General features: G+C 42.7%; 17 protein-coding genes and 1 tRNA gene. 12 read left to right on the top strand and 6 right to left on the bottom strand.

What is annotated here, in order from left to right; genetic code table 11:
* The first annotated feature begins 110 nt into the window (after positions 1-110).
* The 7 genes from VM932_RS02205 (at position 111) to VM932_RS02175 (ending at position 4,317) form a co-directional block, all read left to right on the top strand.
* Positions 111-554, top strand: coding sequence for a GNAT family N-acetyltransferase (locus VM932_RS02205; protein WP_326276939.1), 444 nt, complete (start codon positions 111-113; stop codon positions 552-554).
* An 8-nt stretch (positions 555-562) separates the two neighbouring features.
* Positions 563-760, top strand: a complete 198-nt coding sequence (gene rpsU / locus VM932_RS02200) for a 30S ribosomal protein S21 (protein ID WP_014033016.1) — start codon at positions 563-565, stop codon at positions 758-760.
* 30 nt (positions 761-790) lie between these two features.
* On the top strand, positions 791-982 hold the full coding sequence (locus VM932_RS02195; RefSeq protein ID WP_293166948.1) for a hypothetical protein: 192 nt from the start codon (positions 791-793) through the stop codon (positions 980-982).
* 35 nt (positions 983-1,017) lie between these two features.
* On the top strand, positions 1,018-1,824 hold the full coding sequence (gene proC, locus VM932_RS02190; protein ID WP_326276938.1) for a pyrroline-5-carboxylate reductase: 807 nt from the start codon (positions 1,018-1,020) through the stop codon (positions 1,822-1,824).
* A 3-nt stretch (positions 1,825-1,827) separates the two neighbouring features.
* A complete protein-coding gene (proB, locus tag VM932_RS02185) occupies positions 1,828-2,604 on the top strand; it encodes a glutamate 5-kinase (RefSeq protein WP_014033013.1) in 777 nt (258 codons plus the stop codon).
* The gene (locus tag VM932_RS02180; RefSeq protein WP_326276937.1) at positions 2,604-3,803 is read left to right on the top strand and encodes a glutamate-5-semialdehyde dehydrogenase; all 1,200 of its coding nucleotides are present in this window, start codon (positions 2,604-2,606) and stop codon (positions 3,801-3,803) included. The genes proB and VM932_RS02180 overlap by 1 nt, the downstream gene beginning before the upstream one ends.
* A gap of 181 nt (positions 3,804-3,984) precedes the next feature.
* Complete coding sequence (locus tag VM932_RS02175) at positions 3,985-4,317, top strand: YegP family protein (RefSeq protein WP_326276936.1); 333 nt, start codon at positions 3,985-3,987, stop codon at positions 4,315-4,317.
* Positions 4,318-4,657: 340 nt separating this feature from the next.
* Here VM932_RS02175 and VM932_RS02170 read toward each other — a convergent pair whose 3' ends face one another.
* The 5 genes from VM932_RS02170 to VM932_RS02150 all read right to left on the bottom strand — a co-directional run bounded on the left by VM932_RS02170 (position 4,658) and on the right by VM932_RS02150 (position 12,774).
* Positions 4,658-5,239 carry a precorrin-2 dehydrogenase/sirohydrochlorin ferrochelatase family protein gene (locus tag VM932_RS02170; protein ID WP_326276935.1) on the bottom strand — a complete coding sequence of 194 codons (582 nt, stop codon included), beginning with the start codon at positions 5,237-5,239 and terminating at the stop codon, positions 4,658-4,660.
* A 103-nt stretch (positions 5,240-5,342) separates the two neighbouring features.
* Positions 5,343-6,284: a PorP/SprF family type IX secretion system membrane protein gene (locus tag VM932_RS02165; RefSeq protein WP_326276934.1), complete on the bottom strand. Its 942-nt coding sequence runs from the start codon at positions 6,282-6,284 to the stop codon at positions 5,343-5,345.
* A gap of 2 nt (positions 6,285-6,286) precedes the next feature.
* Positions 6,287-9,271, bottom strand: coding sequence for a T9SS type B sorting domain-containing protein (locus tag VM932_RS02160; protein WP_326276933.1), 2,985 nt, complete (start codon positions 9,269-9,271; stop codon positions 6,287-6,289).
* Positions 9,272-9,706: 435 nt separating this feature from the next.
* The gene (locus VM932_RS02155) at positions 9,707-11,497 is read right to left on the bottom strand and encodes a ribonucleoside-diphosphate reductase subunit alpha (RefSeq protein ID WP_326276932.1); all 1,791 of its coding nucleotides are present in this window, start codon (positions 11,495-11,497) and stop codon (positions 9,707-9,709) included.
* Positions 11,498-11,499: 2 nt separating this feature from the next.
* Positions 11,500-12,774 carry a ribonucleotide-diphosphate reductase subunit beta gene (locus tag VM932_RS02150; RefSeq protein WP_326276931.1) on the bottom strand — a complete coding sequence of 425 codons (1,275 nt, stop codon included), beginning with the start codon at positions 12,772-12,774 and terminating at the stop codon, positions 11,500-11,502.
* A 407-nt stretch (positions 12,775-13,181) separates the two neighbouring features.
* On the opposite strand from VM932_RS02150, the gene VM932_RS02145 reads away from it, so the two are divergent.
* On the top strand, positions 13,182-13,364 hold the full coding sequence (locus VM932_RS02145) for a hypothetical protein (protein WP_326276930.1): 183 nt from the start codon (positions 13,182-13,184) through the stop codon (positions 13,362-13,364).
* Positions 13,365-13,916: 552 nt separating this feature from the next.
* Positions 13,917-14,681 (top strand): type IV toxin-antitoxin system AbiEi family antitoxin domain-containing protein, encoded by a 765-nt coding sequence (locus VM932_RS02140; RefSeq protein WP_326276929.1) that lies wholly within the window; start codon positions 13,917-13,919, stop codon positions 14,679-14,681.
* 361 nt (positions 14,682-15,042) lie between these two features.
* On the opposite strand, the gene VM932_RS02135 is transcribed toward VM932_RS02140, so the two are convergent.
* Positions 15,043-15,124 (bottom strand) — tRNA-Leu (locus tag VM932_RS02135).
* 161 nt (positions 15,125-15,285) lie between these two features.
* Between VM932_RS02135 and VM932_RS02130 the strand changes: the two genes are divergently transcribed.
* The 3 genes from VM932_RS02130 to pth all read left to right on the top strand — a co-directional run bounded on the left by VM932_RS02130 (position 15,286) and on the right by pth (position 17,607).
* A complete protein-coding gene (locus VM932_RS02130) occupies positions 15,286-16,227 on the top strand; it encodes a ribose-phosphate pyrophosphokinase (protein WP_293166890.1) in 942 nt (313 codons plus the stop codon).
* Positions 16,228-16,246: 19 nt separating this feature from the next.
* Positions 16,247-16,888 carry a 50S ribosomal protein L25/general stress protein Ctc gene (locus tag VM932_RS02125; protein WP_326276928.1) on the top strand — a complete coding sequence of 214 codons (642 nt, stop codon included), beginning with the start codon at positions 16,247-16,249 and terminating at the stop codon, positions 16,886-16,888.
* Positions 16,889-16,977: 89 nt separating this feature from the next.
* The gene (gene pth, locus VM932_RS02120) at positions 16,978-17,607 is read left to right on the top strand and encodes an aminoacyl-tRNA hydrolase (protein ID WP_326276927.1); all 630 of its coding nucleotides are present in this window, start codon (positions 16,978-16,980) and stop codon (positions 17,605-17,607) included.

Here is a 17,607-nt window from a genome sequence, read left to right as displayed (position 1 = left end):
GTTGACCCCATTATAATGGGAATTACGGAAAAAGATTTCCGCCATTTTCCATGAGCCCTAGTCGTAACCATTAACAAAAAACCAAATCCATTATCGTTCAAAACAAAAGCATGGTAATCAAAACCTACGATGCCTATACTAGACTTTCTACCATGGAAGCAAATCGGTTTGCCAACTTTCTTTTTGACCATCAAGAGGGAAAAAAGGCAGAGAAAAAAGCCATTAGAAAAGCTATTCAGTATTCCACCAAAGACATTCCCGGATTGGGCGGATATGTTTTTGCCATGGAAGAAAAAAATGAAATTTTAGGTTTGGCCGTTGTGAACAAGACCGGTATGGGAGACTATATCCCCGAAAACTTTCTTGTATTCTTTGTAATACACAGAGACCACAGGGGCAACAACATCGAACAGAAACTATTGGACTATACACTCCAATATTGCAAGGGGGACGTTGCCATCCACATTACCGGTGAAAACCAATATCCGAACAAAAAATTTTTCGAAGAAAAAGGGTTCAATGCAACCCATTTAGAAATGAGATTGAACAGATAAATCATTATATGCTAAAAATAGAAGTTAAGCCGGGCGAAAGTATTGAAAGGGCTCTAAAACGCTACAAAAGAAAATATAGAAACACCAAGCGTTTGGACCAAATACGAAGCCGTCAAGAATACACTAAAAAATCAGTAGAACGCCGTAAAACATTAAAAAAGGCACAATACAAGGAACAATTCCTGAACGAACAGGAAGACCAATAACATAAAAACTCTAGTATCAACAACAATAAAATGAGACTTTCAAGAATTAAAAGGGAAACCAAATATGAAAAACGTTACAGCGTTAAAATGGGGGAACTTACCACCCAAGTTACGTATATCAAACAGTACATTATAGGGCTTCCCGTTCGCACTTTGCACAAATACCGTGAAACTTACTATGGTGAGGTCAAAGATTGTGAAGAATGTAATGTATTAGCATAACACCATTATAATTTAATAACCCTTTAATAAAACAAATGAAAGTATTGGTTATTGGCGCAGGTAACATGGGGCTTACCTATGCCACAGGTATGTCCAAATCCAAATTGTTGAAGAAACGCAACATTATGGTGCTGGACAAGTCAAAAGAAAAATTGGAAGAAGTGGGAAAAATTGCCTATTTCGATGCCATTGACAAAATCGAGGATTGTGTTCCACAGGCAGACATTATCTTTTTGGCAGTAAAACCCTACCATGCGGAAGAACTCTTCCAACGCATGAAAAAATTGGTAAACCCGGAACAATTGTTCATTTCCATTATGGCGGGGGTCACCATAAACTATATTCAAGAAGCCTTGGGAATAAAAAAAGTGGTGAGGGCCATGCCCAATTTGCCGGCACAGGTTGGGAAAGGGCTGACCAGCTATGTTTCCGCCGAAGAAGTATCCCGTTTGGAACTTTTTATGGTAGAAGGCCTGTTGGACACCACAGGAAAATCGCTCCGGGTAAAAAATGAGAAATTCATTGATGCCTCCACCGGAATTTCCGGAAGTGGGCCGGCATACGTTTTTTACTTTATGCAAAGTATGATGGAAGCCGCCCTACAAATGGGATTCTCCGAAAATGTATCCAAAGTATTGGTGAGCCAAACCTTTACCGGTGCGGTAGAGTTGTTCAACCAAAACAACCTGAATCCCGACACCTGGATGGAAATGGTAGCCTCCAAAGGAGGAACAACCAGAGCCGCCTTGGACTCCATGGAAGACAATAATGTAAACGAATTAATCAAAGAAGCCGCCTTCGCAGCATTTGGCAGAGCTGTGGAACTGGGCGAAGAATACTAAACCATGTACAAAGAACTAGTGGTCATCAAAGTAGGCACAAATGTGATGACCAACAAAGACAACAGAATAGTAAGACCTGTGCTAAACAATTTGGTGCAACAAATTGCAGAACTGTACGAACGAGACATCATGACCATTTTGGTCTCCTCCGGATCGGTAATTGCCGGTAAGGAGGTGCTGGGAAAAGCAAAAATCAAGGACAAAACCCAACGTAGGCAAGTGTATTCTGCCATTGGGCAACCCAGAATGATGAGGCATTATTACAACATCTTTAACGATTACGGTATGAAATGTGCCCAAGTACTCCCCACTAAAAGGGATTTTAACCCAGGGGTGCACCGCGACAACATGATCAATTGCCTTGAAGGCCTCCTTTCCGAAGGAGTAATCCCGATAGCCAATGAAGATGATGCCGTTTCCGTATCCATGTCCATGTTTTCGGACAACGACGAGCTGGCCACCTTGCTTGCGCAATTAATGAGGGCCGATAAATTAATCCTGATGACGGATATTGACGGCCTGTATGATGGACACCCTGAAAAGGCGGATTCCAAGGTAATCGATAAAGTTGAGCCCAAAGAAGACCTAGATAAATATATTGAAGAGGGCAACAAACAAGAAGGTGAAGGCCGCGGCGGTATGGGTTCAAAATTGAGCTACGCACAAAAAGCAGCTGCCGATAACATTCCATCCTACATTGTTAACGGTAAGCGGGATAACGTAATCCTAGATGTTATAGACGGAAAAAACGTAGGAACAGAAGTTTCAAAACCAGAGTAATGAAGTTATTAAAAACAGATTTAAAAAATAAAGTATTACAAGATATGGAGCGTATTCTCGATCAAAACCGAGAAGAATTGCTCCAAGCCAACAAAAAGGATCTTGACGCATTTAACCGCGACGATCAAGCATTGTACGATCGTTTGGTTGTAGACCAAAAGAAGGTAGACCAAATGATCCAGGCCGTAAAAGAGGTTCGTTTGCAGGAGGACCCTGTTAACAAGGAAATCTCCACAAGAGAGCTGGACAACGGGTTGAAAATCATCAACCGTACAGCCCCTTTCGGCACTATAATGATTATTTACGAATCACGTCCGGATGTAACCGTCGAGGCCGCCGTACTAGCTTTCAAGGCCAACAACAAAATATTGTTGAAAGGTGGTAAAGAAGCCTACCATAGCAATAAGGCCCTTGTAAAGTTTTGGCACCAAGCCTTGTCCGAAAACGGATTACCGGAGGATTTTATCCAGTTCTTGGAAATGGACAGGACACAAACTCAGGAATTTTTAAGGAATCCAGACCAAGACTTGGACCTTATCGTTCCCCGTGGTGGTGAGCGCTTGATCGCCTTTGTAAAGGAACACGCCAAATGCGCCGTTTTGATAAGCGGTAGAGGAAACAATTTCCTATATGTACACAAAGAAGCCGATTGGGAAAAGAGCCTAAAAGTAATATTGAACGCGAAAACCCATAAAATCTCTGCCTGTAACGCATTGGACAAAGTTTTGATGGATACCCAAATTGACGGTTATGAGGACAAGCTCAAGGAATTGCAGCAAGTCCTTACCGCCAACAACGTATCCATCTTGGTAGATGATCAAGTCAAAAAAGTATTGAAGGATGAGGAAGTAATTCCGGACCCTTCCGTTTGGCAAGAAGAGTTTTTGGCCATGAAGTGTGTTATCGGTGCCGTCAACAATATTGATGAAGCCGTAGAGAAAATCAACAAAAACTCTGGCGGGCACTCTGCCTCCATCATGACAGAAAACAATGATGTGGCAAAAACCTTTATGGAAAATGTGGACTGTGCAGCAGTGTACCAAAACGCCTCCACCCGATTCACCGATGGTGGACAAATGGGCGTTGGTGCGGAATTGGCCATTAGCACCGATAAATTGCACCATCGCGGGCCTTTGGGCCTAAAACAATTGGTGACCAACAAATACTATGTATTTGGAGACGGTCAGATAAGGGTGTAAACATGAGCTTACATAATTCAAAGGGAGGCCGATCGGCCTCCTTTTTTTATCCCAAAAACATGGCACCATTCCCATTTATCTTTCAAAAAGAGCAAAAGCTTACTTTATTGGTGATTTCTCCCTCATTTATTGGTCAATTTTTAATATATTATCTAGATTTATTACTTAAAACATAAAGAATATGGGAAAATTTGAAATTAAAACGGATAAAGCCGGTAAGTACAGGTTTAATTTAAAAGCTGGAAACGGCCAGGTCATTTTAAGCAGTCAAGGGTACTCCTCCAAGTCTGCCTGCGAAAATGGAATCGAGTCCGTGAGGGCACATGCTCCGGACGATGGGAATTTCGAAAGAAACACAGCAAAGGATGGAAGTCCATTCTTTAACCTGAAAGCTTCCAACGGTCAAGTCATTGGGAATAGCGAAATGTATTCCAGCGAATCGGCCATGGAAAATGGTATTTCTTCCGTTAAAAAGAACGCGCCAAGTGCATCGGTAGAGGAAATCTCTGAATAAAACCTTATCATTTATACAAAAACACAGCAGTCCTTTGGGCTGCTTTTTTTATGTCCCTTTTTTGCATCCATCAAATCAAAACGGTCATCCATAAAACGGGCTGCCTCAATCCCTTTTGCAGCTCTTATCCTTGTTCTGCAATAAGGCGTTAAAGCCAATTGAAAAAGCAAGGTCAATGGTTTAGCGCATACACATAGGTCATTCACATTTTTGCAAGTACATCGGATGGCGGTCCCCTAAATATGGACCATGATTTGGATGTGAACATTTCGCCAGGGAAAAAAATGATTTGATCGAAGCCATGAAGGCTTGTAAAAATCGTTTGAAAAAAAAACAGGAATCAATCCTTCTTGTTCACCAACCCTTTCGTGAACTCGTTCAAGGCCTCTACCTTTTGTTCAAAGTCCCCTTTCAAGGTTTTGCGGTATTCGTTAAGGTTGTTGACCAGCTCGTCAATATTTTCAGGCAGTACATCCTCAAAAAATTGACGCAGCCGTTTGGCCGTGGTCGGGGATTTTCCGTTTGTGGAAATAGCGACCTTAACATTGCCCTTGGTCACAATGCCGCCCATGTAAAAATCGCAAAATGGTGGATTGTCCGCTACATTTACCAATATACTCCTGTTCCTACAGTCCTGGTACACCTGTTCGTTCACCTCTGGCTTGTCCGTAGAGGCAACAACAATATGTTTTCCTTCCAAAAAGTTTTCTGAATACGCTTCCCTTGTAATGTCCACATTGTGCTTTTCGGCCAGTTCCAATGTAGCTGGCAAAAATTCTGGAGCTACCATCTGAACCCGGGCATTGGGACTGGATTTCAATAAAAATGTCAGCTTTTCCAATCCAACATTGCCTCCTCCCACAATTAGTACGTTCAAGTTTGAAACTTTCAAAAAAACGGGGTACAACTCATTCTTCTCCATAGCAAATCAATTTTAGCGGCTTACCTTCCTTATTGCAATGCTAAAGATAACGACTATTTTTCCGGATGTATACTTCTTAAAGTGAAGATATATTGCCCACTATTTAAAATGTTGGCGTTTCTTTCTGCTTTTGGGAGGATTTGAACTCGTACCTCACAAACAGCTCGTGCGACCCTCCCGTGTAGCTTGCCAAATTGGAAGTAGTAAGATCATAGGCATAACCTGCGCTAAAATTTGGGTCGATCTGCATCCCCAACAAGGTAGAGAATGAATCGTCCCACCGATAGGCCAAACCAAAGGTAAAGGTCTCCTTGAGCAGCGCATTTACCGATACATCGGCTATAATAGGCGCTCCTGGCACCCATTTTACAAAGAACCCGGGCTTGAGTTTCACATCAGGGGTCAAATCAAACACTTTACCACCAATAAAGTAATAATGTAAACGCTCCGCTGCAATTTCCTGTTCTTCCCCGTCATAATGTTTTTGTGAAAAGAAACTGGGTATGGCAAAGCCCAAGTACCCTTTTCCGGAATCGTAATATATCCCTGCCCCTATGGTCGGGAAAAATTTGCTCTTTATATTGTTTTGAAAGGCAACATCGGCCTCTTCCGTGAGTCCTTTGGAAAAATCCACATCAAAAATACGCCCGCCAACCTTCATGCCAAAGGAGAGTTTTCTGTTGGCACTGTCCAGTTGAATGGTGTAAGAAACGTTTCCGTCCAAAGAAATTTCGGAAGAAGGCCCCAAGGCATCACGGGCAATTATCCCCCCTATCCCAAGTTTGTTCTCCAAAGGTGAATCTACCGCAAGTACTTGGGTATTTGGCGCACCTTTTACCCCGACCCATTGGGAACGGTGCATCAGCAAAGCGGTTATATGCCCATTAGTGCCCGCATAGGCCGGGTTCACGCTCATAGTGTTGTACATGTACTGGGTAAATTGAGGGTCCTGTTGCGCATAAATGGAAAATGAGCCCGCTACGACCAGCAATACACAAACTTGCTTGAGTCCTTTGGCCCTATATTTTTTTGAAACAATTCCCATATTTATCTATTTATATACAACCAATCTGTCCGTGGTTCGGACCCATCACCCAAATCCAGTACGTAATAATAGGTGCCTACCGGCAATTGGTCTTCTTTTTGAACAATGGCCCGTCCGTTGGGCGTACCGTCCCAATCATTGTTGTACGAACGTTTTTCAAAAACAATGTTGCCCCATCTGTTATACACCTGGAGCGTATTGTTCGGATAACGGGAAATACAATCAATCTTAAAATAGTCGTTAACACCGTCCCCATTGGGCGAAAACTCATTGTACACCACCAAACAGCTAGGTTCCACAAAAGCTTCGGCAGAGTTGTTCGTTTCATCGGTGTCCCATTGATCCGTATAGGCCAAACCTGCCACATTTAGGTATTGTTCAATATCCAAGACCTTTACCGTAAGCAACAATGTTGCGGATTCGGAAACAGGCAACGATTCAATTTCCCAAAAAGATGACGCTGCATCGTATGTGCCCACTGTTGCTTGCGAGCTTACATAACCATAGCCCAAGGGCAGTTGCTCCTCAATTCCAAGATGAGTGGCATCATCCATACCTTGATTGGTTACGGTTATTTCAAAAACGACCTCATCACCAATGTTGGGCATGGCCTTGTCCACATTCTTTGTGATTGCAATGTCTGTAGTTTGAGGCACTACATTGGCAGTGGCTTCGTCATCATCTGCAATACCATCTGCAAAATCATCCTCATCCGGCCCCGTTGAAGGGTCACTGTCCGGATCAGCATACATACTTCCCGAAACGAAAGCTGCATTCAAATATTCGTCCTCGGCCCCTGTTGGCGCATTTACCACGGCCAAAATTTCCAGACTTTCTGTGTCCTGATTCAGAATAGTTCTGTTTACGCTCCAAATCCCGGAGTCAACATGGTAAACCCCAGCCGTTGACGTGTGGGATTCGTAGGAGTAACCAGACGGCAACACATCGATTACCTCAACATTTCTGGCATCTGATGAGCCATGGTTGGTGACACGCACCACAAACCGAACCACATCCCCCACATTGGGATTGTCATTATCCACCGTTTTACTAAGGGATAAGTCACTCGATCCCTCTGGAATCGGTATTACGGTTTCTTGGTCATCTTCGGAACCCAAATTATTGTTTGGGGTTGAATCTGGGTCATACGCATCCAAAGCGGTAAGTTCCGCGGTATTCTGGTAATTTCCACTGGAAAGCACCCTTGCCCGTATTTCCAAAGTTTGGGTTGAGCCGTTGGAAACGGCCGGTAAATCCCACGAACCTGCGATTTCATCATAGATTCCCGATGTTGCGGTTGCGGACACAAATGCGTATCCGCTTTCAAGCCTATCCCCAATAATCAATCCTGAGGCATCGTTGGGACCATTATTGCTTGCCCGAATGGTAAAAACAATTTCATCGCCCACTTCTGGGCTCATATCATTCACTGTTTTAGACACCGAAATATCGGTAATGTACCTTGGTGTTACAGCTTGTTCGTCTTGATCATCTTCGGCCAGTATATGGTTGTTTGGCGTTGAATCCACATCAAAAAAAGATGCATCCACCACTTCTGCTGTAGCGGTATAACCTCCCGAAGGGTTCACCTCGGCTACAATGTTCATTTCCATTTGGGATTCAAAAGCAACAGTACCAACATCCCAAACCCCGTTGGATGGATTAAAAAGTCCTCCCGAATCATCCGAAATATAGGTAAAACCATCGGGCAGTACATTTTTAATTTCAACGCCCAAGGCATCGCTCGGCCCCTCGTTTATAAGGGTTATGGTGAACATGACCAGCGCCCCTACATCGGGAAAATCATTGTCCACACCTAGGTTCAAGGCCAAATCGGCGGACGGAATGGGCGTGGTTCCGGCATTATCTTGGTCATTTTCAAAAACGTTGGTATTGTTCGGAATGGAATTCGGGTCGTACTGATCGGAAGCAAATACTTCGGCAACATTAAAATGGTCCCCTGAGTTATTTACCGTGGCCACAATGGTCAAGGTATCCGTGCTTCCATCTGCCAAATCACCCTTAAGTTCCCACATGCCAGAGGTTGCATTGTAAATTCCTGCCGTGGTCGTATGGGAAACATAGGTATATCCATCGGGCAAAAGATCTATTACCTCAACACCTGAGGCATCACTGGGCCCAAGATTGGTGATGCTTACCGTAAAAATAACCTCTTGTCCCACATAAGGGCTCAGCACGTTCACGGATTTACGCAAAAGAAGATCTGCAACAGGGATTGGAATAGGTTCAATGGTCTGTTGATCATCTTCAGATTCGTTGTTGTTGTTAGGGGTTGAATCCGCATCTTTTTCAGCAACATTGGTCAACTCGGCCGTGTTCACATAATCTCCCGTTGATAGAACCTGTACGGTTACTTCCAAGGTCTCTAAATCTCCATTGGCCAGATTGCCAACGACCCAAGAGCCATTGGTTGAATTATAAGTCCCAACAGATGGAGCGGCATTCACCAATTGATAACCCGAGGCCAAAACATCGGTGACCACCACATTGGTGGCATCGCTTGGCCCATCGTTTTGAACGGTTATGGAAAACACTATCTCCTCTCCCACTTCAGGTATAAACTCATCTACCGTTTTGGTGACGGAAATATCCACCAAGGGTTCCGGTATTACAGAAACCCCGTCTTGATCATCCTCACCGGGTGCATCGTTATTTGGAGTTGAATCAATGTCCGTTTGGTCATACCCCGTTATTTGAGCTGTGTTGTCGTAGTCCCCAGAGGCATTTACCTTGGCAAGTATATTTAGGCTTGTGGAACTTCCGCTGGCCAAAGACCCTACATTCCATATCCCAGTGGCCTCATTGTACGCGCCTTCGCCATTGTCCGTCACGTAGGTGTAACCTGAAGGCAAAAGGTCTGTAACCTCCACAGAGGTCGCTCCACTTGGGCCTTCGTTGGTGACAGTAAGGGTAAACCTGACATTATCGCTCACCAATGGCGGTGACTTGTCGATTGTTTTTGTCAAGGATAAATCAATATCCCCAGAAGATTGAGAATATGCTTTTTGAAATGAAACGAACGCAAGAAAAACTACTGCCAATAAAAAACACCTATAAAGTAGGGAGGATTGGGGTTTGTTCATAGTTTAGTTGATCAGGTTGGTCTTACGTAGTAAGACATACCCAAACATATCGAGAACATGGCACAAATGGGAAGTTATGTTGTATGGCGGGATGCTTTTGTTGTGAAAACCCAAATAACCGATGAAAGAAACACCCTAAATTTAGGGTCCATTGAGCTTTTTGCCCAATACGAAAACAAACTAGGTCGGCGGTCAAGGCCTATCCGGTTCAATCAACCCCAATAAACGCACAAAATATTGATTATGACATTTTTACAATAAAAAAAAGCCCTAGTTTCCTAGGGCCTTTCATTCATTTATGGTCGGTCGTTTTCTTACCTATGCCTCACAGCTCACACAATCCTTCTTTTGCTTGAATTTCTGCGCTGCGTTCATACTATGCTGATAGTACAAGGATTTTAGTCCCAATTTCCATGCCGTAACGTGGATTTTGTTGATGTCCTTTGTAGGCATATCGGGGTGTACGATGATGTTCACCGATTGCCCCTGATCAATATGGTTTTGTCTGTTGGCCGCTTGGTATACAATATCCAACTGATCTAATTCCGAATAGGTCTTGAACACCGCCTTCTCCTCCTCGGTCAAAAAGTCCAAATGCTGCACGGAACCATCCATATCACGGATGCTCTTCCATACCTCGGAAGTGTTCTGTCCTTTTTCTTCCAACAAGTCCATTAAGAACGGATTTTTGATGGTGACCTTGATCTTGGCGATATCCTTTACGTAGCAATTGGACCAAATAGGCTCAATTCCTTGGGATACCTGCCCCAAAATAAAGGCAGATGATGTAGTTGGCGCAATAGCGTTCAAGGTTGCATTGCGTCTTCCATAACCTTTTAATACTTCTGGCTCGCCAAAGCGTTCTGCCAATTGCTCGGATGCTTTGTACGAACGCTCTTTTATTTCCCTAAAAATCTCACTGTTCAAGTTATAGGCCTCTTGGCTGTTAAAGGCCAATCTTTTAGACTGTAAAAGAGAGTGCCATCCCAAAGCACCCAAGCCCAAGGAACGGTTTTGTTTTGCAAAATTGTAGGCCCTTTCCATAAATAGGAAAGTTTGTTGGTCTTCCCTATCGGAAGAATCCCTATAAGCTTCCAGTTTTTCGATGAACTCGGTGATTACGGCGTCCAAAAAGTGAACCATGGTCTCCACGGCATCGGTCTTTTTCCATTTGTCGTAATGCATTAAGTTGATACTGGAAAGCACACAAACAAACGACCAATCATCATTGGAGGGCAGCATAATTTCGGTACACAGGTTACTGGCATGTATCCGGTGGTTCTTGTCCTTATAAACATCTGCGGCACCATCATTGGCATTATCGGAGAAGAATATATAAGGATACCCCATTTCGCCCCTGCGCTGCAATACTTTGGCCCACACGGTTCTTTTATCAACATCACCCTCGATCATTTCCTGCATCCATTGGTTGGTCACCGTTACCCCGTGGGTCAATTGCTGTATAGGGTTGCCTTCGGTGCCTATTTCCAAAAACTCCATAATGTCCTTGTGGTCAATCGGCAAATATGGAGAAAAACGTCCGCGACGTACCGACCCTTGGCTTACCACATCCACCATGGATTCGAACAACTGCATAATATGGACCGCTCCAGAAGCTTGTCCATTATTTTTTACAGGAGCTCCCCTATGTCTTATTTTACCAAAGTAACCGGATGTTCCCCCACCAAGCTTGGACATCATCCCCACCTCGGATTGGGTGTAAAGGATATTTCCCATATCGTCATCGATATGCGATCCAAAACAGCTAATCGGCAACCCGCGCTTTTTTCCAAAATTGGACCATACCGGAGAAGCCAAAGAGAAGAATCCTTCGGACATATAGCCATAGAATTTGTCCGAATACCCAGGAATCTTCAAAATCTCCTCTGCTCTATCACCAATCTCACGGATGCGTTCCTCGGGCCCCACCCCTTCGGTAAGATAACCAGATGCCAAAAACTTCCGGCTATACTCGTTCAACCATTCAAATCCTTTGTCTTCCTCACTTTTGAGTTTGGACAAAGTATCCTTTCTTGCATTTACAAGTTCTTGTGTTTTGTTATCCTGCTTTTGATCGGTGGTCGGGGTTATTTGTGTTCTCTTCTCCATAATTAAAAAAGGTCGTCGCTAGTTATACTTTGTGTTCTTTTGCTATAGTTGATGGATCTTTTTACAAAAAAGTCTCCGTGTTTTGTCCCTATGATCTCGTCATCGAACCATTCGGTCTGTTCCAATAGTTTTTGATCGACATCGAATACTTTGGAAATCCCAATGCTCTCCAATGAGTTATTGAATCTGTTCTTGATGAATTCGTTGACCAATTTCTTTGGCAAAAAGTCCAATTCACCTTCTTCAAAGATCCAATCCACTATTTTGCTTTCTGCCTCAAATGCCTTTTCGCAGATATCCTGAATCATCTCTTTATAAGCATCATCGAACCACTCCGGATGTTCTTTTTTGATGATGTTGATCACATCGATTCCAAAATCACCATGAATCTGCTCCTCTTTTGAGGTAGCCTCTACCACATTGGAAATTCCTTTTAGCACATTTTTATGCTTGTTGAACGCCATGATGATCAAGAACTGGGAAAACAGGGATACATGTTCGATAAATAGGGAGAACAGCAAGATGGATTCCGCATACTCCTTGTTGTTCTCGCTTTTTGCATTTTTAAGGGCAGTCTCCAAATACTGCACCCGCTTCATGATAACCGGTTTTTTCTTCAGGTTCTCGAACTCTTGGTTCAAGCCCAAAATTTCCAAAAGGTGGGAGTACGCATCGTGGTGGCGCACTTCACTTTCGGCAAATGTTGCCCCTACCGAACCGATTTCCGGTTTGGGCATACGGTGATATATGTCGCCCCAGAATGTTTTTACCGCCACCTCAATTTGGGAAATGGCAAGCATGGTGTTTTTTATGGCGCTGCGCTCCACCTCGTTCAAGCCGGATTTAAAGTCTTGGATATCACTGGTGAAATTAAATTCTGTATGTATCCAATACGAATGTCGGATAGCCGGAACGTACTCATACAATTGGGGATACTCATAAGGCTTCAGGTTGATACGCTTCTCGAAAATATCCGATTCGCGCATTTGTGCCCTTTTGTTTCTGTAAATAATGTAGGCCTTTGCGGCATCGTGGAACTCACTGTTCATAAGTTCGTTCTCCACCACGTCCTGTACCTCTTCAACGGTAGGCAAATAATGTTCATCCTGACTTTTTCGTTCCAATAACACCTTGCTGACGTTACTGGCAATGGTCTGCGCATCGGTAATATGGCCATGCTCCACAGCTGTCATGGCTTTCAATATCGCATTCGTAATCTTGTTTAAATCAAACTCTTGCGTACTAAAGTCCCTCTTGGTAATATGAGTAATCTGCATGAAGAAAACGGTTTGGAGTTGTAAAAAATAGCTTGAATGTAAAATTCATATTTTCTTCTGTTGAATTTTAAGTTTCACCCATTAGGTTCTTAACACTTTTATCAACATTCATGTTTTGTAACCGCAAAAACCCTTCGGAGCAAACGCGGAATAAGGGCTCGGAAAAAAATCCAGCAAGTATGATTCCTGCTAATTTTTTTTCACAGTTTTTTAACAAAAATGTGCGAAAAATAATTGAGCGCAGTGAATGCACAACATCAGCGACATTTTGCGCAAAAAAGGACATGTTGCAAAAATTAGACTTTAGGAAAGCGGTTACGCTTACTTCTGGAAGAACAAACCTCAAAAAATATGGTTCTTTTCAACTTATAATATCTTTATAATCCAGAACGGCAATAATTAGACATATGCAAGTGCAATTTCGTACCAAAAAAGAAGCCAATATGGAGCAGGAAAGGGAGTTCTTGGCACTTTCCCCTATTGAGCGTGTTTATCGTTTCTTGGTTCTCATGCAGCGCATCAACCGATTTCCGACAAAGGCCAAGCATGATGAGAATAAATTCATCATACAGATTACTACCGGCAAATGAGGCAATGGAAAGAGGATATCGACCTTTTTTTTGGAAATGACCAACAATAAAAACTAGTTAGAAAAGTCTACATCTTCTAATAGTTATGCATTGGGATACCTCTCAAAAAGGTTCTATGGGAACTCTTTAAACTTAACTGATTTTGCCACGCTCAGTAAATTAGTTGGATTTGGGGCTTGCAGCACTTCACTCCGTTTCGTTCGCTTTTTTATTCAGCTTTCTTTTGCGACCGTGGGGAGCAAAAGCAACGAATTTCATCAATAGCGTTTTTTCCCGTCCATTTGTTCCAATTTGGGGACGGCAATTAAATGGAACAAGTAAAGATTGAAAAAATGTTGGCCGTCACCTTTCTGAGAAATATTTTGCAACATTTAACTTTCGGATATATTGTATGAACACTATCCATTACCATACTTTTTTATAGACATTTTTTGGGAACACAAAAGTTTAAAAAAATACAAATACACAAATTAATAGTTTGCATATTTGAGTAATAATAAACCTTTTAGGCTTTTAATAGTTTAAAAAAGATTTAATACAAAGACTTTTAGTTTGGATAAACAACAAAAAATAAACCGTTTTCTCAATTCACAGCCTCCGGGAGTTGTCTATTTAAGCTCATGGTTAACGGAAAATGGATTCTCCACACAATTGCTCAATCGATATAAAAAGAGCCGCTGGATATATTCCATAGGTTCCGGAGCTTGGATGAGAATGGGTGACAAGCCTACCTATCAAGGTGCATTGTTTGCATTGCAAGAACAAGCTAACCTAACTATCCATCCAGGGGGTAAAACCGCCTTATCCTTATTGGGAAAAGTCCATTATCTGGAACTATCCATAAAACAAATAACGTTGTTCGGGAGAAGCGAAGAAAAATTGCCCGCTTGGTTTTTAAAATACAACTGGGGGTTAAAAGTAGACTACTATAGTTCCTCCTTCCTTCCTTCCAATATAGGACTACAAAACTTGGAGCAAGGGGCCTTCAATTTGTTGGTGTCGAATCCAGCAAGGGCCTTAATGGAATGTCTGTATCTAGTGCCCAAAAAACAAGAACTGGTCGAGTGCTACGAAATAATGGAAGGATTGAACAACCTTAGGCCGAAACAAGTACAGGAACTTTTGGAGGCCTGCTCATCCGTAAAGGTGAAACGACTTTTTCTGTACATGGCAGAAAAGGCAGGGCACGATTGGTTTAAATACACCAACTTGGAAAAAATCGATCTTGGAAAAGGAAAACGCTCCTTGGTAAAAGATGGTGTTTATATATCCAAATACCGTATCACGGTCCCTAAAGCATTGGAAAATTATGAATAATTTCAAGCAACAGGTCTCCCTATTGTTGCAGGTGTTGCCGGAGGTGGCAAAGGAACCGGATTTCGCACGCCATGGTATATATAATTTTTCTTCTCATAGCCTCAAATATCGTTATTCCCCCTACTTTCCTACCTATCCCAATGATGATAAGGGTTTTCAAACTAGGTTAGATGTTTTTTCAACTTACCAATCATACCCTTTAGGTAAGATGGAGATGGGTATACCTTGACCAAGAGCAAGAAATAGGATCAAATGGTACCAAAAACGCACAACCAAAATGTTAAAGTTGAAGAATTTAAAATGTTGTATGTTGTACCAAAATAAAAAAGCCGAGATCTAAATCTCGGCTTATCCCTTTTTGTACCTTGGGGGGGAATCGAACCCCCACTCCCGAAGGAACTGGATTTTGAATCCAGCGCGTCTACCAGTTCCGCCACCAAGGCATTGGCACCACATTTTTTAAATGCGAGTGCAAAGCTAAAAAATATTTTTTATTTATCACCAAAAAATACTTTGATTTATCCTTTAGCAACCCGAATTAATTCTTAAATTTGCACCTCCTTACAAAAAAGTACTTTAAAACGCTAGTTAACAAGAGATTGTAATGGCCTATCAAGTTCCGGAACCTAAAATTTTTGCTTGCACCCAAAGTGTAGAACTGGGCAAGAAAATCGCTGCTTCTTATGGTGCAGAATTGGGAAAAGTCCAATTCTCACGCTATAGCGATGGTGAATTCCAGCCATCGTTCGAGGAGTCCATTCGGGGAGCCAGGATTTTTATCATCGGCTCTACCAATCCAAGCTCGGAAAACTTGATGGAAATGTTGTTGATGTTGGATGCTGCCAAAAGAGCTTCCGCCAGGCACATTACGGCCGTAATGCCCTATTTTGGTTGGGCCAGACAAGATAGAAAGGACAAGCCACGCGTTCCGATCGCCGCAAAGTTGGTCGCCAAAATGTTGGAGACCGCTGGCGCAACAAGGATAATAACCATGGACTTGCATGCAGACCAGATCCAGGGCTTCTTCGAAAAGCCAGTGGACCATTTGTTTGCCTCTACCTTGTTCCTACCCTATTTAAGGGGACTTAATTTGGACAATTTGTGCATTGCATCTCCCGATATGGGCGGTTCCAAAAGGGCTTACGCCTATTCCAAAGCTTTGGAATGTGATGTAGTGATCTGTTACAAGCAACGGGCCAAGGCCAATGTAATTTCGCACATGGAACTTATTGGCGATGTTCAGGGCAAAAACGTAGTTTTGGTGGATGATATGGTCGATACTGCCGGCACACTTACCAAAGCCGCCGATTTGATGATGGAAAGAGGAGCCGAGAGCGTACGTGCCGTTACAACACACGGATTGTTGTCCGGCAAGGCATACGAAAGAATAGAAGAGTCAAAATTATCGGAACTGATCGTTACCGATTCCATTCCGATTGATCACGACAAGGAAAAAATAAAGGTATTGTCTTGTGCCGACCTTTTTGCAGATGTTATGCACCGGGTACATCACAACACGTCAATATCTTCAAAATTTTTAATGTAAATCAATTTAATATATAACAATGAAGTCAATTACAATCAAAGGATCCCAAAGAGAAAGCGTGGGCAAGGTTTCTACCAAAGCCTTACGTAATGCTGGAAAGGTCCCTTGCGTGCTGTACGGAGGGGATAAACCAGTGCATTTTTCAGCAGATGAAATCGCGTTCAAAGACTTGGTGTACACCCCAAATGCGCACACCGTGGTAATTGAATTGGAGGACGAAAAATTTGCCGCCGTACTACAGGACATTCAATTTCACCCTGTAACGGACAACATCCTCCACATCGATTTCTATCAATTGTTCGAAGACAAACCAATCACCATGAGAATCCCTGTACGTTTGGAAGGAAACTCCCCTGGGGTGAAAAATGGTGGGCGCTTGCTGTTTAGAAAGCGAAAGCTCTCCATTAGAGCATTGCCCGATTTACTTCCCGATTTTATCACCATTGATATTTCCAAGTTGAGAATCGGTCAAACCATTGCCGTGGAATCCATTCTAAACGACGATTACACGTTCTTACACCCAGATAGTACCGCTATCGTTCAGGTTAAAGCTTCTAGAACTTCTGTTGATGATGAGCTAGAAGATGAAGAAGATGAAGAAGGTGTAGAAGGAGAAGCTACCGAAGGTGGCGAGGCCCCTGAAGCCGAAGCTGCAGAATAGCACCTTGAAAGATTTGTAAGAGCATCCCTTTTTTACCTTGGTAAAAATTTGGGATGCTTTTGTATTTTTAGACAAATGGAACAAAGTAGATGCTCAATATTATCAAACAGCTTTTTGGCACATCAAAACAACTATTGCAAGAAACTGACCCTATGAAAAAATTTTTAATTGTCGGCCTTGGGAATATTGGAGCCAAATATGATGAAACCCGTCACAACATAGGGTTCAAGGTTCTTGATTATTTGGCCGAGCAAGAAGGCTTTACTTTTGAAAGTGCCAAGTTGGGAGCCGTGGCCACCTTTAAGCATAAGGGAAAAAGCGTGGTCTGCCTAAAACCATCCACCTATATGAACCTAAGTGGCAAAGCTGTAAAGTATTGGATGGACAAGGAAAATATAAGCCTGGACAATATTCTCGTCGTTACGGATGACATCAACCTTCCCTTTGGCTCCATTCGCCTTAAGGGCAAGGGCAGTGATGGTGGACATAATGGACTGAAAGATATTCAAAATGTGCTACAGACTACCAAATACAACCGTTTTAGATTTGGTGTGGGTTCCGATTTTAGCAAAGGTAACCAAGTTGATTATGTTTTGGGCAAATGGGACGACGAACAGCAAAAAGCCATGCCGGACCGACTGAAAAAATCTACAGATCTTATACGCTCGTTTGTGTTTGCCGGTGTAAAAAACACCATGAATCAATTCAATGGCAAATAG

It is taken from the genome of Flagellimonas halotolerans (assembly GCF_035818535.1).
In the GTDB taxonomy this organism is placed as follows: domain Bacteria; phylum Bacteroidota; class Bacteroidia; order Flavobacteriales; family Flavobacteriaceae; genus Flagellimonas; species Flagellimonas halotolerans.
Note: the sequence above shows the minus strand (reverse complement) of the source record. Positions and strands in the feature narration are given on the sequence as shown.

Bases quoted from the DNA above. Each gene is read 5' to 3' on its own strand.
- VM932_RS02205 (WP_326276939.1), top strand. From the start codon at position 111: ATGGTAATCAAAACCTACGATGCCTATACTAGACTTTCTACCATGGAA.
- rpsU (WP_014033016.1), top strand. From the start codon at position 563: ATGCTAAAAATAGAAGTTAAGCCGGGCGAAAGTATTGAAAGGGCTCTA.
- VM932_RS02195 (WP_293166948.1), top strand. From the start codon at position 791: ATGAGACTTTCAAGAATTAAAAGGGAAACCAAATATGAAAAACGTTAC.
- proC (WP_326276938.1), top strand. From the start codon at position 1,018: ATGAAAGTATTGGTTATTGGCGCAGGTAACATGGGGCTTACCTATGCC.
- proB (WP_014033013.1), top strand. From the start codon at position 1,828: ATGTACAAAGAACTAGTGGTCATCAAAGTAGGCACAAATGTGATGACC.
- VM932_RS02180 (WP_326276937.1), top strand. From the start codon at position 2,604: ATGAAGTTATTAAAAACAGATTTAAAAAATAAAGTATTACAAGATATG.
- VM932_RS02175 (WP_326276936.1), top strand. From the start codon at position 3,985: ATGGGAAAATTTGAAATTAAAACGGATAAAGCCGGTAAGTACAGGTTT.
- VM932_RS02170 (WP_326276935.1), bottom strand. From the start codon at position 5,239: ATGGAGAAGAATGAGTTGTACCCCGTTTTTTTGAAAGTTTCAAACTTG.
- VM932_RS02165 (WP_326276934.1), bottom strand. From the start codon at position 6,284: ATGGGAATTGTTTCAAAAAAATATAGGGCCAAAGGACTCAAGCAAGTT.
- VM932_RS02155 (WP_326276932.1), bottom strand. From the start codon at position 11,497: ATGGAGAAGAGAACACAAATAACCCCGACCACCGATCAAAAGCAGGAT.
- VM932_RS02150 (WP_326276931.1), bottom strand. From the start codon at position 12,774: ATGCAGATTACTCATATTACCAAGAGGGACTTTAGTACGCAAGAGTTT.
- VM932_RS02145 (WP_326276930.1), top strand. From the start codon at position 13,182: ATGCAAGTGCAATTTCGTACCAAAAAAGAAGCCAATATGGAGCAGGAA.
- VM932_RS02130 (WP_293166890.1), top strand. From the start codon at position 15,286: ATGGCCTATCAAGTTCCGGAACCTAAAATTTTTGCTTGCACCCAAAGT.
- VM932_RS02125 (WP_326276928.1), top strand. From the start codon at position 16,247: ATGAAGTCAATTACAATCAAAGGATCCCAAAGAGAAAGCGTGGGCAAG.
- pth (WP_326276927.1), top strand. From the start codon at position 16,978: ATGCTCAATATTATCAAACAGCTTTTTGGCACATCAAAACAACTATTG.